This window comes from Flavobacterium sp. (assembly GCF_044357305.1).
Lineage (GTDB): Bacteria > Bacteroidota > Bacteroidia > Flavobacteriales > Flavobacteriaceae > Flavobacterium.
In genome coordinates, this window is record NZ_JBIKPS010000005.1 from 147,125 (window position 1) to 170,631 (window position 23,507).

Consider the following 23,507-nt stretch of genomic DNA (forward strand, 5'->3'; position numbering starts at 1 on the left):
CTAATCAATTAATTTTAATAACCATACAGCTCCTACTTTATTACAAAAGGATTTTAAGTTTTTTTTCATTATTTTTTTATTATCCCCTGTCGCAAAAATTGAGGCAGTAGCTAATTCTATTGCAATTTTCTCATTACTATCGTTTTCAAATAAAGCATATGATATTCTAAAAGGAGTATATATTATTTTATTTTTAAAATATTTCGATTTATAAATCCAATACAGCTGAATTACATATAAAGACATGTAATGGTTATCTTTTTTCTGATTAATCATCAATAAATCAATATAATCATTAAATTCTTTATGTATCAAAATCTCATTTTTTAGATCAAACAACAATAATGCTTTAAGCGATCTAGAAATAATCCAGCAACTTTCATTATGGCAGTATATTTTAGATTTATTTAATACTCTATTTAAATGTTCTTCCCAAGTGTTTTGTAAATTTCCGTTAAAGCCATCTATTAGAATTAAACATTCTAACCACCTAGATAATTCATGAAAATGACATTTGTTTTTATCTAGAGAAACAATCAATTCCTCAAACAAAGGAATGGAATTGCTTGGCTTTAGTTGTTTATTTGCTTTTTGACTAATATCGAAACAATAAACATATAACTTTTTATAATCATCTGTAATTTGAGGTAAATAATAACGAATTAACGCATTTGAAAAATAGTTGTTTAAATTATTTTCATCCACAAAACATTCATAAAAATACAACTGCCCAACACCGATTTTAGATAAGATATCAAGTAATTCATTTTGTTTATTGCTTGATCGAACATAATTCCCTATAATTTCAGCTGCAGTAAACAATGTTGTTGTATCCGTTGATCCCTTAGATTTTTCAAGAATAATTTTTAAAGAATCAAAATCTTCATTAATCAAAATTAATTGCAATATAGATAAGGAAAACCCATCTGTTGCTTCAGTTAAAAAATAATTGGGATCAAAAGGAATATTAGTTTGACTAATACAAAAATCCTCCCAATTGGAATAATTTACAAATTGTGACAATAAATTTAATGTACTTTTATAAGGAGACCTATAGGGCTTTATTAATCCGAATAATCGTGAAATTGTATGAGAAGATATTTTTATTTTATTTTCTTCTAAAATTACACAACATTTTTTCGAGTCGGAAATATGATTTATCTTAAAGTTTAACTGCTGCTCAATTTGACTACATAAAGAGATAAGATAAGGGTTAGTCAAGTTCATTGAAAAATATAGGTTATAGGAATATTAAAAATTCTTAATTATGAATTGAATAATTTGGGCATTTTTTTATTAGTTTAAACATTTATGTGTAAAATTTAAATAAATTTATCTAATTTGTTTAACATAAAATATGAAATAAAAAAATATTCGTGTTAATTATACAATAAATTAGTAACTTGCAGCAAGTTAAACTAGATATTGAAAAATAAACAAACAAATTATGTAATTAATCGGGATGATTATTACTATTAATCGTATTATTAATATTGGGTTATTATTTCCATTAATAAATTAATATTGAGTTTGTTTTTTAATGAAACAAAATTATAGTACTTATTTACAATGAAAAGCAGAAGGAAAACTAAACATAAAAACAAAAATAAAAAGACGAAGTTTGTATTTGGCATTTTATTAATTACTGGTTTTATTATAGCCGTACTATATTTATTGATAGAATTGTATACACAATTCATGTTTACTAAATAATTTTAAATAATATTATATACATTATTTTTTAAACAACTTTATTCTAAAAATCACGAATACATCTCTTTGATTGCTATTATCCCATCCATCATAAGTGGTTTTGCAAAATAATTAGTAACAAAATTATTGTTTTTAGCTTTCTCTACATCTTCTGGATTAATTGAAGAACTTAGTATAAATATTTTAACTTCAAACTTTATTAATTCATTTATTTTTTTAAACTTTTCTAAAAAAGCCCAACCATCAACATCAGGCATATTTATATCTAAAAAAACATATACCATATCACTTTCAGAATGGGTGTCCTCAAGCTTAATCATACCCTCTAAAGCAGCATTGCTATTACTAAAAGTAAATACATTTCCACCTAATTCAAGTTTTAAAAACAAACTCTTGTGAAAATAATTTATTGCTAAATCATCATCAATTAAAACTACGCTTTTTATATTATTTTTCATTTTTTAATATATATATTGAAATGGTAAAATTAAATTTCCTACCAAATCATAAAAAATTGCTCCAAAATTTTCAGATTCAATACTTAGTAATAGTACTTAATTTTAATTCCGGAAGCAATAAATTTATTGGGTGTAAAGAAAAATTATTTTCAGAAAATTCTAGAAATTGCAATCCAATTTCATTAATAAATGCAATTAGATTTTCTTTAATTACCATGATTTTTGGTAGTGAAATAAGGACGAAAAAATCTAACATAATTAAAAGTTTAATTAATTGAACAAACAAGAAATTAAATTTAAAATTACAAATTGAATAATCTAATTCAAATCGTTGAAAGAATTAATTTTTAAGTTGAAAATACATTAAGTATCGATTAATAAAAAATAGCTTTGGTTAAAACTGCATTTTTCCTAATGCTTCCATTACATAATTATGCATTACTTCTTTATAATCTAAGTGGGTTACAATTCTTAGCTTACCAAGTCCCATGGAACTAATAAATATGTTTTTTTGTTGTAATTTTTCAATTACCCATTTTTCTTCTAATGAAGGACGAACTGAAAATATTAAAATATTGGTTTCTACAGGCTCTACCTTTTCTACCCAATTCAAAGTACTCAATAATTCACCCAATTCTTTTGCTCTGCGATGATCTTCTTCAAGTCTTAAAATATTATGCTGTAGGGCATACATTCCTGCAGCAGCCAAATAACCCGCTTGACGCATTCCTCCACCAAATATTTTACGGATGCGCAAAGCTCGTTTCATATCGGCTTTACTTCCCAATAACACAGAACCTATTGGTGCTCCAAGTCCTTTAGATAAACATACCGAAATGGTGTCAAACAATTCTCCGAATTGCTTAGGATGTTGTTTTTTAGCAACCATGGCATTCCATAATCGAGCTCCATCTAGATGGTATTTTAGATTATTATCTATACAAACTTGTTTGATTTTTTTTAATTCCAAAATATCATAACAAGCTCCTCCCCCTTTATTGGTAGTATTTTCAATACTAACTAAAGAAGTTAAGGGTGCATGATAAAATTCGGGATCGTTTATGGCATTTTTCACCAATTCGGCAGTGACCATTCCGCGGCTTCCATCTACCAAACAACAAGATACGCCACTATTAAAAGAAGCTCCACCACCTTCATAATGATAAATATGCGAATATTTATCACAAATTACTTGTTCTCCTGGGTTGGTATGAAGTTTGATTGCCGTTTGATTTGCCATAGTTCCAGAAGGAAAAAACAAAGCAGCTTCCATTCCAAATAATTGGGCAACAGCAGTCTCCAATTCATTTACCGTTGGATCTTGTTTATAAACATCATCTCCAACTTTGGCATTAAACATGAACTGCAACATTTCGTTGCTAGGTTTTGTTACTGTATCGCTGATTAAATTTATTTCCATATCAAATTTTGAAGCATTATATTTGCGTTTACAAATTTACATAATTTATGACAAATACCGAACAAATAAAAGGTATTGTAGAGCGTCTTGGTGCGTTGAGGAGGTATCTTTGACATTGATGCCAAGCTTATCGAAATAACCAATGAAGAAGAAAAGACCTTTGCACCCGACTTTTGGAACAATGCCAAAGAAGCAGAAATACTAATAAAAAACTTACGCCAAAAGAAAAAATGGGTGGAAGATTTTGAAAAAGGTATAGCATTGGCAGAAGAACTTCAAATTACTTACGAATTTTTTAAAGAAGGAGATGTTTCGGAAGATGAACTAGATGCGCAATATGATTTGACTAACACTCATATTGAAGATTTAGAATTTAGAAACATGCTTTCGGAGGAAGGTGACAATATGAGTGCCGTGCTTCAAATTACAGCAGGTGCTGGAGGAACAGAAAGTTGTGACTGGGCATCGATGCTAATGCGTATGTACATGATGTGGGCAGAAAAACAAAAGTATAAAATTAAAGAATTGAACTTTCAAGAAGGAGAAGTTGCCGGAATTAAAACGGTAACACTAGAAATTGAAGGGGATTTTGCTTTTGGCTATTTAAAAGGTGAAAATGGCGTACATCGATTGGTACGAATTTCTCCTTTTGATAGTAATGCCAAACGTCATACCTCTTTTGCATCGGTTTATGTGTATCCTTTGGTAGATGATACTATTGAAATCGACATAAACCCAGCGGATATAGAAATCATTACTTCTAGATCAAGTGGTGCTGGCGGACAAAATGTGAACAAAGTAGAAACTAAAGTACAATTATTTCACAAGCCAACAGGAATTCAAATTCAGTGTTCAGAAACCCGCTCGCAACAAGATAACCGGCAACGAGCTATGCAAATGTTGAAATCGCAATTGTATGAAATTGAATTGAAAAAACAATTGGCACAACGTGCAGATATTGAAGCTGGAAAAATGAAAATTGAATGGGGATCTCAAATTCGAAATTACGTAATGCAACCATATAAACTAGTGAAGGACGTTCGTTCTGGATATGAAACTAGCGATGTAGATGGCGTTATGAACGGTAATATTGATGAATTTTTGAAAGCCTATTTAATGATGATGGGGCAAAAGGAAGAATAGTTTCCAAATAAATAAATTTTAGAATTCTTAATTCAAGTTATACCTAAACTAAATAGCCGACTTTACAGGTCGGCTATTTAATGAAGTATTAATTTAATAGATTAGTTTTCAGCTTTTAAAGCTTTTACTTTATCTGTCAATTCAAGGTAATTATATACAGATTTTAAATTACTTTTAACCAAATCATCTTTAGGGTTTAACTCGTGAGCTTTCTCATATAGAGGCATTGCTTTAGTAAATAATTTTTGTCTTTCTGCTTTTAATACATTATAACGTTTTAATTCACTATCACTTGTTCCCTTAATTTTATTCATATCTTCCACAAGCTTAGCATCTGGTTTTAAGACAATATCGGCTAAGTTTAAATAAGCATCTATAAAATCTGGTTTTAATTCGATGGCCTTTCTATAATATTTTTCAGCATCTTGAAATTGGTTAGAGTTGGCGCTAGTAACTCCTAAATTAAAAAACAAAACCTCATCGTTAGGACTTTTTACAAGAGCCTCAGAAATTAATCTTTTATAATTTGCAGTATCATTTAATTTAAGATAAATATTAGCCTCACTAACAATTAATCCGGCATCTTCTGGATTTTCTTTTCTTGCCTCTTGTAGTGCAACTTTAGCTTCTTCAATTTTTCCTTGATCGATCAATATTAAAGCAATATTTCTAACTATTTCTCCTTTTCTTGAAGGAATAATTTCATCTCTTGGAGAAATATGCGTTCCTAATTTAACAAAATTATCTCTTACATTCTTGGAAGGATAATTTTCTTCGATTCCCGAAGCTTTATTTTTAGCATAATACAAAGTTCCTTCTCCAGTATAATTTAATGTTTTTAATTCTTGGTAATATTGTAAAGCTTTAGCATAATCATTACCGTTAGTAGCATAATTAGCAGCATAATATAATGTTTGTTGGTCTTTTTTATCTAACTGGTATATAGAATATAAAACATCTGCAGATTCTTTGAAATTCTTATTATCACCTAATTTAATTGCGAAATTTATAAGCTCTGGTTTAAATGAAGTTATTGTTTCGTTTATATCATCCGTTTGGATTTTTTTACCAGTCTTTTTTTCATAATCTAATGTAGCGTTTAATCCAGAAGCTAAATCGGAAATAGATTTAGGATTAACAAACTTCAACAAAGCCATTTGAATTTGTGAAGGAGCCATCGTTTTATCAATAGCATTATATTCCAATACAGGAATCATGCATTTGTAAAAATTAGCATAAACTTTATCTGCTTCTTCAACAGCTAATGGTTGCACTTTATCTGCAAGCGATTTAAATTCAGCCAAATCATCTCCTTTTATAACCTCTTTGTTATAAATCTTTTTTAATGCTTTTAATTCGTCTTTCTGAGCGAAAGAGGTAACAGAAACTAATAATGCCCCTGCAATTACTATTTGTTTAATTTTCATAACGGAAGTTTTAATTGATTTTACAAATTAATAAAAAAGCCATGCTATCTAAAATAGTATTAGTTTCATGGCTTTTTTTTATCTCATTTTAATAATTTATTTATTTATTCTTCAGAATCGTCTTCGTCTGCAGCTTCATCTTCTACTTCATCTACTTCTTCGTCTTCCGAATCGTCTTCAATTATTGCATTAGGATCTATTTCTAGTTCTTCTCCGTCAGCAGCAATTGCTTCCTCTTCTTCATCTTTCATAACCTTAGTTACGGCAGCGATAGAATCGTTTCCTTTGATATTTATCAAACGAACACCTTGAGTTGCTCTACCCATAACACGAAGCGTAGAAACATCCATTCGTATGGTTAAACCCGATTTGTTGATGATCATTAAATCATCGGCATCGGTAACGGAATTAATAGAAACTAATGCTCCTGTTTTTTCGGTTATGTTTAATGTTTTCACACCTTTTCCTCCACGATTGGTTATTCGATAAACTGCTTCCCCTTCGTCTTCTAGTTTGGTTCTTTTTCCATAACCATTTTCAGTAACAACTAATAATTGCGTTTCATTAATGTTATTTTCATCCACAGAAACCATCCCAATCACTTCATCCTGATCGTCTCTTAAAGTAATTCCTCTAACTCCAGAGGCAGTCCTACCCATTGGACGAGTTTTAGCTTCTTCAAAACGAACTAACTTACCGGATTTAACAGCTATCAAAATTTGACTATTTCCATTTGTTAACTCTGCCGCTAACAATTCATCACCATCTTTAATGGTAATTGCAGCAACACCGTTTACTCTAGGTTTAGCATATTTCTCTAAAGAAGTTTTCTTAACTTGACCTTTTTTAGTCGCCATAATTACATAATGGTTCTTAATATAGTCTTGGTCTTTTAAGTCTTGCGCGCAAATAAATGCTTTTACTTTATCATCACTTTCAATATTGATAAGGTTTTGTAATGCTCTACCTTTACTTGCTTTGGTTCCTTCTGGAATTTCGTACACACGCATCCAATAACATTTACCTTTTTGGGTGAAAATTAATAGATAGTTGTGGTTGGTTGCAACAAATAAATGCTCTAAGAAATCTTGATCTCTTGTAGCAGCCGATTTTTGTCCCACTCCTCCTCTATTTTGTGTTTTATATTCGGTTAACGAAGTACGTTTAATGTAACCTGCATGCGAAATTGTAATTACTACGTTTTCATCGGCAATTAAATCTTCAATACTTACATCACCACCAGAATATTCAATAACAGAACGACGTTCATCGCCATATTTATCGCGGATTTCAATTAATTCTTCTTTAATTAATGCCATTCTAAGTTCTTTACTAGCAAGTAAATCTTTTAAATGGTTGATTAACTTCATTATTTCTTCATATTCTGCACGCAATTTATCTTGTTCCAGACCTGTTAATTGTCTTAAACGCATTTCAACAATAGCACGCGCTTGAATTTCCGATAATTGGAAACGTTCAATTAATTTCCCTCTTGCTTCTTCTCCATCTTTAGAAGAACGAATTAAAGCAATAACTTCATCAATATTATCGGAAGCAATAATTAAACCTTCTAATATATGCGCTCTTTCTTCTGCTTTTCTTAATTCGTACTGCGTTCTTCTGATAACAACATCGTGACGGTGTTCTACGAAGTAATGGATCAAATCTTTTACGTTTAACATTTGTGGTCTTCCTTTTACCAAGGCAATGTTATTAACACTAAAAGAAGATTGAAGTTGGGTATATTTATATAAAGTATTCAAAACTACATTCGGAACTGCATCGCGTTTTAATTCATAAACGATACGCATCCCAGTTCTATCCGATTCATCCCGGATGTTTGAAATACCTTCAATTTTTTTATCATTAATTAAATCGGCAGTTTTTTTAATCATGTCTGCCTTATTCACTTGGTAGGGAATTTCGGTTACAATGATTGCTTCTTTACCGTGAATTTCTTCAAAATTAACTTTGGCACGAATAACGATTCTTCCACGACCTGTTTTAAAAGCTTCGCGAACTCCTTCGTAACCATAAATAATACCTCCAGTTGGAAAATCGGGAGCTTTAATATGCGTGATTAACTCATCAATTTCAATGTCGTTATTATCTATATAAGCAAGAGTACCATCAATAACTTCTGTAATATTATGAGGCGCCATGTTAGTCGCCATACCTACTGCAATTCCAGATGCTCCGTTTATTAACAAATTAGGAACACGAGTTGGCATTACGGTTGGCTCGTACAAAGTATCGTCAAAATTCAATTTGAAATCTACTGTTTCTTTGTCAATATCTGCCATTATGTCTTCTGACATCTTTTTCATTCTAGCCTCAGTATAACGCATTGCTGCAGGGCTATCTCCATCTACCGAACCAAAGTTACCTTGACCGTCTACTAATAAATAACGCAAACTCCATTCTTGAGCCATACGAACCATGGCATCATAAACTGAAGTATCTCCGTGTGGGTGGTACTTTCCTAATACTTCTCCAACAATTCTGGCAGATTTTTTATGGGCAGATTTGGAAGTTACTCCTAGGTCATACATTCCGTACAACACCCTTCTATGAACTGGCTTTAAACCATCGCGAACATCGGGCAGTGCTCTAGATACAATAACCGACATCGAATAATCGATGTAAGCTGATTTCATTTCGTCTTCAATGTTAATAGGAATTAACTTTTCTCCGTCAGACATATTTATAAATTTTAAAGTATATTAATTTTCAATTCAATCGTGCAAGTTACATTTTTTTAATTCTTTTAAAAGTGTTTTCAAATACTTATTTCAATGATTTATTAACAAATTAGCAACCCTAAATGGTTAATAAATTACCAAGTTGGGAGCGTCATATATAATTATTTTTTTGTCAATTTACTGACAAGTGTTTTTCTTAGGAATAGTATTTGTGTTAACGACAGTAATTCACTAAATTTACAATTATAATAATAAAACAATGATGGATGATAATTTTTCTCCTAGAGTAAAAGATGTTATAACCTACAGCAAAGAAGAAGCTTTGCGTTTAGGACACGATTTTATTGGCACAGAACATCTTATGCTTGGTATTTTGAGAGATGGTCATGGCAAAGCTATATCTATTTTAAATAACCTTTCGGTAGATTTAGAACATTTAAGAAAGAAAGTGGAAATACTAAGTCCACCGAATCCAAATACCGAATTGAGTTTAGAAAAGAAAAACTTACACCTTACCCGTCAAGCAGAACGGGCGCTGAAGACAACTTTTTTAGAAGCAAAAGTTTTTCAAAGCACTTCAATTAGTACGGCACATTTATTGCTTTGTATTTTGAGAAATGAAAATGATCCAACAACTAAGTTACTCAATAAACTTAAAATAGATTATGAAGTAGCTAAAGAACAATATTTAGATATGACACCAAAAGAAGAAAATTTTTTAGAAAATTTGCCAAAAAACGAATCTTTTAATGAGGATTCAGGGCATGATGAAGGTTTAAAAGGAGAAAGTTTTAACAATCCTGCTAATAAATCCAGTAAGAAATCTAAAACTCCAGTCCTAGATAATTTTGGTCGCGATTTAACCGAAATGGCCGAAGAAGGAAAACTAGACCCTGTTGTAGGTCGTGAAAAAGAAATTGAACGCGTTTCCCAAATTTTAAGTCGAAGAAAGAAAAACAATCCATTGTTAATTGGAGAACCAGGTGTTGGTAAATCTGCCATTGCTGAAGGTTTGGCCTTGCGTATTATCCAAAAGAAAGTATCTCGAATTTTGTTTAACAAAAGAGTCGTTACTTTAGATTTGGCTAGTTTAGTTGCGGGTACCAAATACCGCGGACAGTTTGAAGAACGCATGAAAGCCGTGATGAACGAGTTGGAGAAAAACGACGACATTATTTTGTTTATAGATGAAATTCATACTATTGTAGGTGCTGGTGGCGCTACGGGCTCGTTAGACGCGTCAAACATGCTTAAACCTGCTTTATCCAGAGGAGAAATCCAATGTATTGGCGCAACAACTTTAGATGAATACCGCCAATACATCGAAAAAGATGGCGCATTAGAACGTCGTTTTCAAAAGGTAATTGTTGAGCCAACTTCGGTTCCAGAGACTATTTTGATATTAAATAATATAAAAAACAAATACGAAGACCACCACAATGTAACTTACACACAAGAAGCAATTGAGGCATGTGTTAAATTAACCGATCGATATATGTCGGAACGATTTTTACCAGACAAAGCTATTGATGCTTTGGATGAGGCTGGTTCTAGAGTTCATATCACCAACATTGATGTTCCTAAACAAATTTTAGATTTAGAGCGCCAGTTGGAAGAAGTTCGGGAACTTAAAAATTCGGTGGTAAAAAGACAGAAATACGAAGAAGCTGCAAAACTTCGCGACGACGAAAAGAAACTTGAAAAAGAACTTGCCATAGCACAAGAACAATGGGAAGAAGATTCTAAAAACAATCGTATAGAAGTTACAGAAGATAACGTTGCCGATGTAGTTTCAATGATGACTGGAATTCCGGTAAATCGTATTGCACAAACGGAAAGTAACAAATTAGCTAGACTACCCGAGTTACTTCAAGGCAAAGTAATTGGACAAAATGAAGCGGTAATGAAAATTGCGCGTTCCATTCAAAGAAATCGTGCTGGATTGAAAGATCCAAATCGACCAATTGGTTCGTTTATTTTCTTAGGACAAACAGGTGTAGGTAAAACCCAATTAGCGAAAGTTTTGGCAAAAGAATTATTCGATTCTGAAGATGCTTTGGTTCGAATTGACATGAGTGAATACATGGAGAAATTTGCAATTTCCAGATTAGTTGGAGCGCCTCCGGGATACGTTGGTTATGAAGAAGGTGGTCAATTAACCGAGAAAGTTAGAAGAAAACCCTATTGCGTAGTGCTTTTGGACGAGATTGAAAAGGCCCATCCCGATGTATTTAATATGATGTTGCAAGTTTTAGATGATGGGTATTTAACCGATAGTTTAGGACGTAAAATAGATTTTAAAAATACGATTATCATCATGACCTCTAACGTTGGTGCACGCCAATTGAAAGACTTCGGACAAGGAGTTGGATTTGGTACTGCTGCCAAAGTAGCACAAGCGGATGATAATTCAAAAAGTATTATTGAAAATGCTTTAAAGAAAACTTTTGCTCCCGAATTCTTGAACAGAATTGATGATGTAATTGTATTTAATGCGTTAGAAAAACACGATATAGACCAAATCATCGAATTGGAATTGGAAAAATTGTATGCCCGAATTAAAGAATTAGGGTACACTTTAAACCTTTCCGATAAAGCAAAAGCATTCATTGCTGAAAAAGGTTTCGACAAACAATTTGGTGCGCGTCCTTTAAAAAGAGCGATACAAAAGTATGTGGAAGATTCTTTGGCAGAAGAAATTATCACTTCTAAAATTGGTAGTGGCGATGAAATCTTTATGGATATTGAAGAAGGTGCTAGCGAATTAACCGTAAAAGTGCAGAAAAAAGAAGAGCCTACTAGTTAATTTTTATTTGAGTCGAAAATTATTTAACGAAGAAATATGGAAAGCATAAGTTTTAAAGAAATTAAGAAAATGTTTCCTGATGAATGGGTTTTATTAGGAAATCCAATAATGGATGAAAGTAAAGTTTCAATTCTATCTGGAATTCCTGTATTTCATAGTAAAGACAAAAAAGAAGTTTGCTATTTGGGAAGAGACTTAACTAATGACTATAAAACGGTAACCATAGTTTTTGCAGGAGATTTCAAAAAGATCAGACGAAATGGAATTTTAAGACGTTTATGAAAAAGTTTGGTTTTGAATTAATTTCTGAAGAAGATGTCATTATTGTTAATGCAAGTATTTCAGATCATTTTAAATTTAGACTAGCCCTTGATACGGCTGCTACACATTGTACGATTGATAGTAATGTTTTATATTTTGCTGGTTATGATTTAAAAAACAGCAAAGGAGAATATGAAGTAGAAACTGCAAATGGAATAATACGAGTAGAACGTTTTGAGGTTGAAAAATTAGAATGTTTAGGAATTATTAAAAATAATTTTGAAGTACAAGTTTATGATTTCCTTGCTCACGGGATAATATCAGAATACGATGGAGTAATTGGTTTAAACTTTTTAAAGAATAATAAATTTTGTATCGATATTCCCAATAAAGAAATAAGTATAGATTTAAAATAATAATACACATTTAACCACGAAATATTGGAATTTCTATAAAAAATTCCTGTAATTCGTGGTTTTAAATTTACATAAAATGCCTCAAGACAAAATCATATTAGGATCAGAAGAGTGGTGTTCCTTTCCAGAACTTGGAATCCCAGCAATCAAAGCACGTGTAGATTCGGGTGCCAAAACATCGGCTTTGCATGCTATCAACATAGCTCCATTTGTAAAAGAAGGAATCAATTGGGTGAAATTTGATATTAACCCGATTCAGAATAATCTAAAAACGGTTATTCATTGCGAAGCCTTGTTAATAGACAAACGCGTGGTTAAGAGTTCTAGTGGTTTTCGGGAGCAACGCTATGTTATTCAATCCAAAATAAATATTGGAGGTGATCTGTGGGCAATTGAAATGACACTTACCAATCGTGATTCCATGGGTTTTCGAATGCTTTTAGGGCGCGAAGCTATGAGTGGCAGAATTTTGGTAGATCCACAACAGCAGTATTTATTAGGACAAAACACTACCGAGAATCTAAAAGATTTATACGTAAATGCTATTCCTAACAAGTCGGGGTTGCGCATTGGTCTGTTAGCCAGTAATCCCGAATTGTACAGTAATAAACGAATTATGGAAGCGGGTGAAATGCGAGGTCACGAAATGCACTTTCTAAACATCAAAGAATGTTATATGAAATTGGATGCCGATAAACCCGAAATTCATTATCGAGGCGGAAAAGTTTTAGATAATTTTGATGCAGTTATTCCTAGAATTCGTCCGAGCATTACGTTTTATGGTTGCGCATTGACACGACAATTTGAAGCAATGAAAGTCTATTGCTTGAATTCGGCCGCAGCCATAACCCAATCTCGAGATAAATTATTTTCCTTACAATTATTGTTACGAAATGGAGTGGATATTCCAACCACGGGATTTGCCAATTCTCCTTTAGATACGGACGATTTAATTAAAATGGTAGGCGGTTCTCCCTTAATTGTAAAACTACTAGAAGGAACACAAGGAAAAGGAGTCGTTTTGGCAGAAACGAAAAAGGCTGCCGAATCGGTAATTAATGCTTTTAAAAGCTTAAATGCCAATATATTAGTGCAAGAATTCATAAAAGAAGCTAACGGAAAAGACTTACGATTATTTGTAGTTGACGGAAAAGTAGTTGCAGCAATCCAACGAGAAGCAGCACCAGGAGAATTTAGAGCCAACATCCACATGGGCGGTACGGCATCTATTGTAAAACCTACAACAGATGAAAAAAGAATTGCCATTAAAGCTGCAAAAGCAATGGATTTAAGAGTTGCAGGTGTCGATATTATTCGTTCTGCAAAAGGGCCTCTTTTATTAGAAGTAAATTCATCGCCTGGCTTAGAAGGTATTGAAGGTGCTACCAACAAAGATATTGCAGGAGAAATGATTAAAGCAATTGAGAGTAATATTAAGAAGAAGTAGTAATTAGTTATCTAATACAACAATAATAAATGAACCCCTACCTAGACATAATTATTCGAAGTGTTTCCGTATATCTCTTTATGATAATTGCTTTACGGATTTTTGGTAAAAAGGAATTATCCCAATTGAATACTGCCGATGTAATTTTAATTTTACTTATTAGTAACTCGGTTCAAAACGCAATGGTAGGGAGCAATACCTCTCTTTTAGGGGGGATTGTAGCGGCTTTTGCTTTGTTTATTATCAACATTATTTTTAAGAAAACGATGTTGCATTCTAAATTTATTAAAGAAATGCTACAAGACAAGCCTGAAATCCTAATTCATAATGGCAAAATTGAATTTAAAACCATCGCTCATTTAGGGATAACTAATGACGAATTACAAGAAGCAATGCGGGAACACGGGGTTGAATATTATAAACAAGTAAAACTAGCCATGTTTGAAATTGATGGAAGCATCAGTATTATTTCGGGAGATAAAAATTTGAGACAAACCCATCACAAACGAAAAATACATAAAACATTGGGAACTTTAAATAGTTAAGAATATGACTAAAAACAGATTAGAAGCCTTTAGCGATGGCGTTTTAGCTATTATAATCACCATAATGGTATTAGAATTTAAAACTCCACAAGGTAGTACTTGGGAAGATTTAAAACCTCTACTTCCTAAATTTTTAAGTTATGCTTTGAGTTTTATTTATGTTGGAATTTATTGGAACAACCACCACCACATGCTTCATACAGTTAAGAAAGTTAATGGGAAAATTCTTTGGGCAAACTTACATTTATTGTTTTGGCTTTCCCTAATTCCATTTATCACTGGTTGGATTGGAGAAAATCATTTAGCCAAACTTCCAATGATGCTTTATGGAGTGGTTTTATTCATGAGTGGCCTTGCCTACTCTATTCTTCAAAAAATTATTATTAAATCGGAAGGAAAAAATTCAATATTATCCAAAGCTATTGGCAATAGTTATAAAGAAAAAATATCCATTTTCTGTTACCTCACCTCCATAGGATTTGCTTATTTTTTCCCTATAGTTTCTTTAGCAATATATATTTTAGTTTCCTTCATGTGGTTCATTCCAGACAAACGAATTGAACGTTTTTTAGAGGAGGAAAACAAGAATAACTAACTAATTTTTCATTTGATATTGTTTTTTTATTTGGTAAATAAAAGCTCAAACAAATAACAATAAATGTAATACTTTTACAAAAAAATTATATTTTCATGAAAATCAAAAAAATACTGTTTTTTTCTGTGATTTTTACCTCCAATCTACTAATAGCACAAAATTCTATAACTGCTTCAGGAGGAAATAAAGTAGAAACTAATGGAGCCATCAGCTATTCTGTTGGAGAGCAAGTATACGTTACTAATTTTGCGTCAAACGGTTCGGTTTCACAAGGGGTTCAACAACCTTATGAAATTTCTACAGTTTTAAGTACAAATGCAGCTCAGGGAATAAATTTACTCTTGAGTATTTTACCTAATCCAACTTCAGATTTTATAACTTTAAAAGTAGAAAATTATGATTTTGAATCGTTAAACTTTCAATTAGTCGATTTAAATGGAAAGCTTTTCTTTGATGGAAAAACTATAATCAAGGAAACAAAAATAGAAATTGGAAATCTCCCATCTTCAATATATTTTTTAAAGGTTACAGACGGTACTAAAGAATTAAAAACATTCAAAATTTTAAAAACTAATTAATGAATTCAAAATTTACATTTAAAGTTAAAACTGCTTTATTAATAGCTTTTTTCTTTTCTTTACAGTCTATTTATGCACAAGTTCCTCAAAAAATGAGTTACCAAGCAGTTATTAGAAATAGTAATAGCGAACTAATTCTCTCTTCTCCAATTGGAGTGAAAATTAATATTTTACAAGGATCTGATTCTGGTCCAAGCGTTTATTCGGAAACACACAACACAACAACAAATGCTAATGGTTTAGTGAGTTTACAAATAGGAACTGGGTCAGTAGTTTCAGGTACTTTCGCGTCAATAAATTGGAGTACTGGAAATTATTTTATCAAAACAGAAACCGATATAACTGGTGGAAGTAATTATACTATTGTTGCTTCAAGTGAGTTATTGAGTGTGCCTTATGCATTTTATTCTGCAAATGGTTCAACTAGCAGCACTCTTCAAGGAACAAATATTGGTGATATGCAATATTGGGATGGGACTAATTGGGTAATAATTCCTATTGGCCAACCAGGACAAACATTAAAAGTTACTCCAAATAATATTCCTCAATGGTATCAAAGTACACCATCAACAGTAACAACGGATACTGTTATTGATGTACTAGCTTTACAAGCAACATTTACTGGAACAGTTACAAATGCTGGAACAGAATTAGTTTTAAGCCGAGGTTTTTGCTATTCAACTAATCCTAGTCCAACCGTTTCGAATTCTATTATCACATCTGGTGGTGGTTTAGGAACTTTCACGGAATCTCCAATAAATTTATTGCCTAATACAACTTATCATGTAAGAGCATTTTCTACAACAATTGCAGGTACCTCTTATGGTGACGAATTTACATTTACAACATTAAGTGGTATTGCTAGTGTTTCAACAACCGCAGCAACTAACATTGCAGATTGTCAAGCAACTTCTGGTGGAACAATTAATACAGATGGTGGAGCAGGAATTTTAAGTCTTGGTGTATGCTATGGAACTAGTTCCAATCCGACAATTGCCAATGCTATTGCAAGTGGGGATGGAAATGTTCCATTCACTGCAACATTAACAAATCTTAATTCAAATAGCACCTATTATTATAGAGCTTTTGTAACCAATGGCGTTGGAACTTTTTATGGTAATCAATTTAGTTTTACAACGCAAAATATTTCAACAACAGTTACAACTCAAGCTGCAACATCTATTAAAACTTGTTCTGTTATATTAAATGGCACTATTACTTGTAGCAGCCCTTCTGCTATACAAAATCAAGGTATTTGTTATAGTACAGCAGCGCATCCAACAATATCAGATACTTATACCACATTAAATACTGAAATATCAAGTTTAATTCCCAATACAACTTACTACGCTAGAACATTTGCAACAACGTGTTCAGAAACTATTTATGGCAATGAAATAAGTTTTACAACTGCAAATAATACTTTGGTTGTAACAACTTCTGCTGCAACAGGAATAACTAATTGTTCGGCAATATTAAGTGGAACAGCAGCTGCAACTACCCAAGCAGAAATAAGTAGTAAAGGATTTGTCTATAGTACAACAACAAATCCAACAATTGATAATGGAAGTTCTAATGTTGGAGTGAGTGATAATCAATTATCTGCTACTTTATCGTGTCTAACAGCAGGGACGTATTATGCTAAAGCTTATGCAACAAATTGTGTTAGCACTATTTATGGTGACGAAATAAACTTTACAATACTACCTAATACAGTTACAGTTATTACCAATCCTGTTTCAATCATTAAAGCCTGTTCTACAACATTTTCAAATATTACTATCAATAATAATTTAAATAACTCTTGTGTTATAAATAAAGGAATATGTGTTAGCACAAATCCTAACCCAACTATTTCCGATATATTAGCTTCTTTTGACGGTAATGACTTAACATACCATTGCGATTATATTCTTTTACCACAAACTTCTTACTATTTTAGAGGTTATGCAAAATTGTGTGATGGGACAATCGTTTATGGAAATCAACTTACTTTTTCAACATTACCTAAAATAACTACAATTACAACAAATCCAGCTACAAATATCACTGCGGGAACTGCTGTTTTTAATGGATTAGTTATAGGAAATACTATAGATTATGTTTATTCTGGTTTTGCTTATGGAACAAGTCCAAATCCAACTTTTGAAACTCCAGATTATTCAGTTGGAAATAATGTTTTACAAACCTCTACCACTATGATTAATCTGAAAGCCAATACAACCTATTATGTTAGAGTTTGGGTCGTAGGTATTGATGGCACAAACTGTATTGAAAAAATGTACGGAAATCAAGTTAGCTTTACCACAGGAAGTTCTCCGCATGTTGTTGGAGAGAATTTTGATGGTGGAATGATTGTTTGGTTAAATAGTAATAACACTAGTGGTTTAATAGCAGCAACAACCGATCAGGGTATTGCACCTTGGGGATGCGAAGGAACTTCTATTTCTGGTACATCTGCTATTCAAGGATCAGGACAAGCGAATACCAATGCTATCACAACTGGCTGTACTACTGCTGGAACAGCCGCAAAAATCTGTAGCGATTTAGTCTTAAATGGAAAAAGTGATTGGTATCTTCCATCGGAAGCGGAACTAATACTAATCGGAAATTTAAACTATTTTGAATCGGGAAATTATTGGAGTTCTACTCAAAAAAATGCTACACAAGCACGATTTGTGAATGAATCTACTGCAAGTGATTTTAACAAATCACAATCTAATTTCAAGGTAAGAGCAGTAAGAAATTTCTAGTAAAATTGTAATAAAACAAAAAAGCCGAAGATACAATCTTCGGCTTTTTATTTTTACATCATTCCACCACCTTGGGTTTCGTTTTTATCTCGTTGTTTTCTTTGTAATGCAGCATTTTTACCTCCGCCAAAACGGTAGTTGAATCCTAAGTAGACAGTTCTACTTTCCCAATTAAAAGAGCCTTGTTGTGCATAGGGTAAATCGCCATCAAAGCTAAATTTCATCGTATTAAAAACATCGCCAGCTCTAGCACTTAAAGTTCCTTGTCCTTTCAAGATGTTGTAGCTCGCACCAAGATCCATTCGATACATTGGTTTCCTAAGAAACTGAAGACCTTGCTCTGCCCCGCGATACATTCCAAACAATTGAAAACGTAAATTTTTATTTGCTTTAAAAGTATTGTTAATTCGAGCATTGAAAATATTCGCTTTTCGTTCTACAAAACTAGAAGCAACGGTTCCTCTGATGGTTTTAAAATAAACATCGGTTCCAACATTGGCACTCCACCATTTGGTAAAATCTAGATTTCCAGAAATTTCAGCACCAAACGATTTATTATCTTTAAAATTAGCATACGACATAATATTTACAGCACTATTATTGGGGTCGATGGATACATAACGTGTAATTTCTTGGTCAATAATTCTATAAAAAACTACCGTTGAAATAGATCCAATTTTAGTTTTTTGAGTATAATTTAACTCAAAGGAATTCGTAAATTGTGGTTTTAAATAAGGATTACCGACCGACTTAACTGTTGGCGTACTCCATTCTCTAATTGGATTTACTTGCCCAATACTTGGACGATCAACTCTTCTGGAATAATTGAAATTAATCGAATTTTTATCGGATATTTTATACGATAAATAACCACTAGGATAAAGTGTATTTATTTGGTCGTTAAACGTTTTAATAAGAATTTCAGTAGTATTTCCGTTAGCATTTTCATCTTGCGAATCTACAGCATGAAAATTTGCATTGGCAGTGTAGTTTTCAAAACGAGTTCCTACTTGGAAACCCCATTTATCCCATTGTTTTCCATAGGTGGTATAAGCAGAGTGGATTTTTCTTTCGTATCTAAAATCAGAATAATAAGCGATATTTCTATCAAAACTATTATCCGTATTTTCAATTCTAGTTTCTAGACCTAACTCTAATTTAGAATTATCTTTAAACGGATTGGTATAATCTAAATTGATTTTGGTATTATCGCTCTTATTAGTAATTGCATTCAATTCGGTGTACGAAGTAGGTAAAACTTGAGTTGCAAAAGTGGCGTTTTCATTGGATGAATTATTATTATAATTGGCTTCCAATTCAATATTTTCACCCTCCTTTTTAAATTTATGTTTGAAATCTAAATTATAGGTCCCCGAATTATTATTGCTTTTACTATCGTTTTTTTGAACAATATCACTAATTGAATTGGTAAAATAATCAACGGTTGTAGTGCTATTTCCAGAAGATAAAAAATGATTTTGACTAGTATAAAACGAAACGGTATTGAAATCATTGAGGTAATAATCCAACCCAACTTTATACAAATGCGATGTATTTTTATTTCTAAAATTCATGTCAACAATTTTCTCAGCGCCTGGTTGAAAACTATTAATGTTACCTTTATTTGCTTGAAAACCATGATTAAACCCATAATTTCCATACACATTTACTTTCCCTACTCTATAATTCATGTCTAAAGACGAATTCGCTTTGGGTGTTTTTCCAAAAGTCACGCCATTATTGATGCTTCCATTAAAACCTTTGTTCGCATTTTTATTTAAAATAATGTTGATAATACCACTCATCCCTTCCGGATTGTACTTGGCAGAAGGATTGGTAATCAATTCAATTTGCTTTATGGAAGAAGATGGAATTTGCTTTAAAAGTTGCGCCACATCAATATTAGATGGCTTTCCGTCAATAAGCACTCGTACATTTTCATTCCCTCTCAAACTAATAGCATTCGTTTGCGGATCTACCGAAACCGAAGGAATATTGTTCATGATTTCGCCAGCAGTGGCTCCAGCAGAAATTAAATCCTTTCCTACATTAATTACTTTTCTATCTATTTTTTGTTCAAATGTGGATTTCTCTTTTACAATTTCTACGTCCTCTAATTGATTAGCAGCCTCTTCTAGAAAAATAGAATTTAAATTGATCGTTTTATCTTCTGCAGTTAACGTGATTTTTTGAGTATAATTTTTATATCCAATAAATTGAACTATAACTGTATATGAATCCAAAGGAATATCTTTAATGATAAAACTTCCATTATCCGAAGTCATTCCTCCTGTAATAATTTTATTGTCTTTTTTAATGTTTATATTAGCATAAGGAACCGCTTTTTTGGAAGTATTGTCTACTACTTTACCCGAAATGGTTCCTGTAGTTTGTGCATTAATTGTTGCAATACTACCTAATAGTAGTGTTAGAAATAATCTGAATTTCATGTTTGGGGTTTTAATTTATATTGGGCTTTTGAATCCTAATAGACTATCGAAAGTTGATTTTGTTACAAAAGATTGCAAAGATAATAGGATTCAATGTAATTATTGGTTTTTATATAGAAGGATTAAGTTTTATTTTGAAAGTACGCAATACATTTTCTTTAAACTTTACCATTTGTAAAGGGCTAAAAAACTGCAATATTCTTTACTTTTGCAAAAAAAAATAAAAATGGCTCGATTTGAAGAAAACGATTTACCCAAAGCAAAGATTAATGCAAGTTCGTTAAGCAAAGCGGTATTAATTTTTAAATATGCAGATAATCACAAGTGGAAATTCTATGTAGGATTGGTTTTTTTATTAATGACCGGGGCCACTGCCCTAGCCTTTCCTAAGTTGATGGGGATGTTGGTAGATTGTGTGAAAAACAAAGACAATGCCGAAGCCAATTCAATTGCATTAGGTTTGGTTTGCATCTTATTTTTGCAATCGTTTTTCTCTTTTTTCCGACTTTCTTTATTTGTAAATTTCACCGAGCATACTTTAGCAAACCTCCGTTTGGCGTTGTATAGCAATTTAGTAAAATTACCCATGACGTTCTTTTCTCAAAAACGTGTAGGCGAATTAAACAGCCGCATCAGTTCGGATATTACTCAAATTCAAGATACTTTAACCTCTACTATAGCCGAATTTTTACGCCAATTTATATTAATTATTGGTGGGGTGGCCTTGTTGGCTAGTCAGAGTTTTAAACTGACTTTGATGATGCTTTCCATCGTGCCCGTAGTAGCCGTTGCAGCCGTTATTTTTGGAAGATTTATCCGAAAATATTCTAAAAACGTACAAGATAAAGTTGCCGAAAGCCAAGTAATTGTAGAAGAAACCCTGCAAGGAATTAGCAATGTAAAAGCCTTTGCCAACGAATGGTATGAAATTGCACGATACCAAGGTAAAATTCAAGAAATTGTAACGATTGCCATCAAAGGAGGAAAATACCGTGGTTACTTTGCTTCGTTTATTATCTTCTGTTTGTTTGGTGCTATTGTAGCTGTGGTTTGGTATGGCGTTACTTTAAGCATCAGTGGCGAAATGAGTGTAGGGCAATTAATCTCGTTCGTGCTTTACTCTACTTTTGTAGGAGCATCTTTTGGAGGTATTGCCGAATTGTATGCGCAAATTCAGAAAGCAGTGGGTGCAACCGAAAGAGTTTTTGAATTATTAGACGAAACTCCCGAAAAGATAAATTCGAATCAAAATCAATCTACCGAAAAAATAAAAGGAAATGTGTCCTTTAAAAATGTGTCCTTCTTCTACCCTTCCCGACCGGAAGTTCAGGTATTGAAAGACGTAAATTTCACTGCCAGTTTCGGTCAGAAGATTGCAATTGTAGGACCTAGTGGTGCAGGAAAATCAACTATTTCTTCGCTCCTACTTCGTTTTTACGATATTGCAGGTGGTGCAATTTTAATTGATGATAAAAACATCTACGACTACGATTTAGAAAACCTTCGTGGCAACATGAGTATCGTGCCACAAGACGTGATTTTGTTTGGTGGAAGCATTAGAGAAAACATCGCCTACGGAAAACCAAATGCCACCGAAGAAGAAATTCTACTTGCTGCCAAACAAGCCAATGCCTTCGATTTTGTTAACGGATTTCCTGAAAAATTCGACACTTTGGTAGGAGAACGCGGTATCAAACTTTCGGGTGGCCAACGCCAGCGCATTGCTATTGCTAGAGCGTTATTGAAAAACCCAAGTATCTTAATTTTAGACGAAGCCACTTCGTCTTTAGATAGCGAAAGTGAAAAATTAGTACAGGAAGCATTGGAAAATTTAATGGAAGGTAGAACGAGCATTATCATTGCGCACCGACTTGCAACTATTAGAAATGCTGATGCTATCTTGGTTTTGAACGACGGAAGAATTGCCGAAAAAGGAACCCACAAAGAACTATTGGAAATTGAAAATGGTATTTATAAAAATTTAAGCAACTTACAGTTTAGTGAGTAGTAATTGGTTTCTAAATATTTACTAGTCCTAACAAACCAAATAGTTAGTTTTTGTAAACAACGACACTTTATTTGATTTCAAGACTATTGACTTTCAACACATTTTAGCCTTTCAACTCTTCGTCTGTTTTCTAAACCGCAAGGTTCACAAAGTTTTTCGCAAAGTTCGCAAGAGCAAAAAATAATTATAAATTATAAGTTATGAGTTTTTGGAAACAACGACACTTCATTAGTTTTTAAGACTTTCATCTCTCCATCTATTATCTTTTAATCTCTTTTATAATTAGTGCAATTCGGAGCTACTTTTTAATCCGTTTAATCTGTGTTAATCTGTGGCAAAAAACCTCACTGAAGTCTATCATAGAGAGGCACGAAGCAATCTAAAGAGAAATAAATTATAAGTTATGAGTTTTTGGAAACAACGAGACTTCATTCGACTTTAAGAATTTCAAAACATTTTTTTCTTTCCTCTCTCCGTCTGTTTTTCTTAACCGCAAGGTTCACAAAGTTTTTCGCAAAGTTCGCAAGAGCAAAAAATAATTATAAATTATAAGTTATGAGTTTTTGGAAACAACGACACTTCATTAGTTTTTAAGACTTTCATCTCTCCATCTATTATCTTTTAATCTCTTTTATAATTAGTGCAATTCGGAGCTACTTTTTAATCCGTTTAATCTGTGTTAATCTGTGGCAAAAAACCTCACTGAAGTCTATCATAGAGAGGCACGAAGCAATCTAAAGAGAAATAAATTATAAGTTATGAGTTTTTGGAAACAACGACACTTC

General features: G+C 32.4%; 17 protein-coding genes. 10 read left to right on the top strand and 7 right to left on the bottom strand.

Features of this window, described 5'->3' with window-relative positions:
- From ACIQ2J_RS05715 to ACIQ2J_RS05730, 4 genes are all read right to left on the bottom strand, one after another.
- Entirely contained in the window at positions 1-1,227 is a 1,227-nt protein-coding gene (locus ACIQ2J_RS05715; RefSeq protein WP_396167437.1) for a hypothetical protein, read from the bottom strand.
- 536 nt (positions 1,228-1,763) lie between these two features.
- Positions 1,764-2,171 (bottom strand): response regulator, encoded by a 408-nt coding sequence (locus tag ACIQ2J_RS05720; RefSeq protein ID WP_396167438.1) that lies wholly within the window; start codon positions 2,169-2,171, stop codon positions 1,764-1,766.
- Positions 2,172-2,247: 76 nt separating this feature from the next.
- Positions 2,248-2,427, bottom strand: coding sequence for a hypothetical protein (locus ACIQ2J_RS05725; protein WP_396167439.1), 180 nt, complete (start codon positions 2,425-2,427; stop codon positions 2,248-2,250).
- Positions 2,428-2,565: 138 nt separating this feature from the next.
- Complete coding sequence (locus tag ACIQ2J_RS05730) at positions 2,566-3,591, bottom strand: threonine aldolase family protein (RefSeq protein WP_396167441.1); 1,026 nt, start codon at positions 3,589-3,591, stop codon at positions 2,566-2,568.
- Positions 3,592-3,638: 47 nt separating this feature from the next.
- Here ACIQ2J_RS05730 and prfB point away from each other — a divergent pair.
- Positions 3,639-4,734, top strand: a protein-coding gene (gene prfB, locus ACIQ2J_RS05735; RefSeq protein ID WP_396167442.1) for a peptide chain release factor 2 whose coding sequence is annotated in 2 segments (ribosomal slippage) — positions 3,639-3,701 and positions 3,703-4,734 — 1,095 coding nt in all. Because the reading frame shifts where the segments join, the coding sequence is not laid out codon by codon here.
- A gap of 101 nt (positions 4,735-4,835) precedes the next feature.
- On the opposite strand, the gene ACIQ2J_RS05740 is transcribed toward prfB, so the two are convergent.
- Positions 4,836-6,161 (bottom strand): tetratricopeptide repeat protein, encoded by a 1,326-nt coding sequence (locus ACIQ2J_RS05740; RefSeq protein ID WP_396167443.1) that lies wholly within the window; start codon positions 6,159-6,161, stop codon positions 4,836-4,838.
- Between the two features lie 104 nt (positions 6,162-6,265).
- Positions 6,266-8,863 (bottom strand): DNA gyrase subunit A, encoded by a 2,598-nt coding sequence (gene gyrA, locus ACIQ2J_RS05745; RefSeq protein WP_396167445.1) that lies wholly within the window; start codon positions 8,861-8,863, stop codon positions 6,266-6,268.
- A 262-nt stretch (positions 8,864-9,125) separates the two neighbouring features.
- Here gyrA and ACIQ2J_RS05750 point away from each other — a divergent pair, with 262 nt between their 5' ends.
- The 8 genes from ACIQ2J_RS05750 (at position 9,126) to ACIQ2J_RS05785 (ending at position 18,264) form a co-directional block, all read left to right on the top strand.
- Positions 9,126-11,669, top strand: a complete 2,544-nt coding sequence (locus ACIQ2J_RS05750; RefSeq protein WP_396167459.1) for an ATP-dependent Clp protease ATP-binding subunit — start codon at positions 9,126-9,128, stop codon at positions 11,667-11,669.
- Positions 11,670-11,705: 36 nt separating this feature from the next.
- Positions 11,706-11,951, top strand: coding sequence for a hypothetical protein (locus ACIQ2J_RS05755; RefSeq protein WP_396167446.1), 246 nt, complete (start codon positions 11,706-11,708; stop codon positions 11,949-11,951).
- Complete coding sequence (locus tag ACIQ2J_RS05760; RefSeq protein WP_396167447.1) at positions 11,948-12,346, top strand: retroviral-like aspartic protease family protein; 399 nt, start codon at positions 11,948-11,950, stop codon at positions 12,344-12,346. Before ACIQ2J_RS05755 ends, ACIQ2J_RS05760 begins: the two co-directional genes overlap by 4 nt.
- A gap of 76 nt (positions 12,347-12,422) precedes the next feature.
- Positions 12,423-13,793, top strand: a complete 1,371-nt coding sequence (rimK, locus tag ACIQ2J_RS05765) for a 30S ribosomal protein S6--L-glutamate ligase (RefSeq protein WP_396167448.1) — start codon at positions 12,423-12,425, stop codon at positions 13,791-13,793.
- Positions 13,794-13,822: 29 nt separating this feature from the next.
- Positions 13,823-14,338, top strand: a complete 516-nt coding sequence (locus ACIQ2J_RS05770; RefSeq protein WP_396167449.1) for a DUF421 domain-containing protein — start codon at positions 13,823-13,825, stop codon at positions 14,336-14,338.
- Between the two features lie 4 nt (positions 14,339-14,342).
- Positions 14,343-14,933 (top strand): TMEM175 family protein, encoded by a 591-nt coding sequence (locus ACIQ2J_RS05775; protein WP_396167450.1) that lies wholly within the window; start codon positions 14,343-14,345, stop codon positions 14,931-14,933.
- Positions 14,934-15,028: 95 nt separating this feature from the next.
- Entirely contained in the window at positions 15,029-15,511 is a 483-nt protein-coding gene (locus ACIQ2J_RS05780) for a T9SS type A sorting domain-containing protein (RefSeq protein WP_396167451.1), read from the top strand.
- The gene (locus tag ACIQ2J_RS05785; protein ID WP_396167452.1) at positions 15,511-18,264 is read left to right on the top strand and encodes a hypothetical protein; all 2,754 of its coding nucleotides are present in this window, start codon (positions 15,511-15,513) and stop codon (positions 18,262-18,264) included. Before ACIQ2J_RS05780 ends, ACIQ2J_RS05785 begins: the two co-directional genes overlap by 1 nt.
- A gap of 53 nt (positions 18,265-18,317) precedes the next feature.
- Here ACIQ2J_RS05785 and ACIQ2J_RS05790 read toward each other — a convergent pair whose 3' ends face one another.
- Complete coding sequence (locus ACIQ2J_RS05790; protein ID WP_396167453.1) at positions 18,318-20,714, bottom strand: TonB-dependent receptor domain-containing protein; 2,397 nt, start codon at positions 20,712-20,714, stop codon at positions 18,318-18,320.
- Positions 20,715-20,940: 226 nt separating this feature from the next.
- On the opposite strand from ACIQ2J_RS05790, the gene ACIQ2J_RS05795 reads away from it, so the two are divergent.
- Positions 20,941-22,722 (top strand): ABC transporter ATP-binding protein, encoded by a 1,782-nt coding sequence (locus ACIQ2J_RS05795; protein WP_396167454.1) that lies wholly within the window; start codon positions 20,941-20,943, stop codon positions 22,720-22,722.
- Positions 22,723-23,507 lie beyond the last annotated feature (785 nt).

Bases quoted from the DNA above. Each gene is read 5' to 3' on its own strand.
- ACIQ2J_RS05715 (WP_396167437.1), bottom strand. From the start codon at position 1,227: ATGAACTTGACTAACCCTTATCTTATCTCTTTATGTAGTCAAATTGAG.
- ACIQ2J_RS05720 (WP_396167438.1), bottom strand. From the start codon at position 2,171: ATGAAAAATAATATAAAAAGCGTAGTTTTAATTGATGATGATTTAGCA.
- ACIQ2J_RS05725 (WP_396167439.1), bottom strand. From the start codon at position 2,427: ATGTTAGATTTTTTCGTCCTTATTTCACTACCAAAAATCATGGTAATT.
- ACIQ2J_RS05730 (WP_396167441.1), bottom strand. From the start codon at position 3,591: ATGGAAATAAATTTAATCAGCGATACAGTAACAAAACCTAGCAACGAA.
- ACIQ2J_RS05740 (WP_396167443.1), bottom strand. From the start codon at position 6,161: ATGAAAATTAAACAAATAGTAATTGCAGGGGCATTATTAGTTTCTGTT.
- gyrA (WP_396167445.1), bottom strand. From the start codon at position 8,863: ATGTCTGACGGAGAAAAGTTAATTCCTATTAACATTGAAGACGAAATG.
- ACIQ2J_RS05750 (WP_396167459.1), top strand. From the start codon at position 9,126: ATGGATGATAATTTTTCTCCTAGAGTAAAAGATGTTATAACCTACAGC.
- ACIQ2J_RS05755 (WP_396167446.1), top strand. From the start codon at position 11,706: ATGGAAAGCATAAGTTTTAAAGAAATTAAGAAAATGTTTCCTGATGAA.
- ACIQ2J_RS05760 (WP_396167447.1), top strand. From the start codon at position 11,948: ATGAAAAAGTTTGGTTTTGAATTAATTTCTGAAGAAGATGTCATTATT.
- rimK (WP_396167448.1), top strand. From the start codon at position 12,423: ATGCCTCAAGACAAAATCATATTAGGATCAGAAGAGTGGTGTTCCTTT.
- ACIQ2J_RS05770 (WP_396167449.1), top strand. From the start codon at position 13,823: ATGAACCCCTACCTAGACATAATTATTCGAAGTGTTTCCGTATATCTC.
- ACIQ2J_RS05775 (WP_396167450.1), top strand. From the start codon at position 14,343: ATGACTAAAAACAGATTAGAAGCCTTTAGCGATGGCGTTTTAGCTATT.
- ACIQ2J_RS05780 (WP_396167451.1), top strand. From the start codon at position 15,029: ATGAAAATCAAAAAAATACTGTTTTTTTCTGTGATTTTTACCTCCAAT.
- ACIQ2J_RS05785 (WP_396167452.1), top strand. From the start codon at position 15,511: ATGAATTCAAAATTTACATTTAAAGTTAAAACTGCTTTATTAATAGCT.
- ACIQ2J_RS05790 (WP_396167453.1), bottom strand. From the start codon at position 20,714: ATGAAATTCAGATTATTTCTAACACTACTATTAGGTAGTATTGCAACA.
- ACIQ2J_RS05795 (WP_396167454.1), top strand. From the start codon at position 20,941: ATGGCTCGATTTGAAGAAAACGATTTACCCAAAGCAAAGATTAATGCA.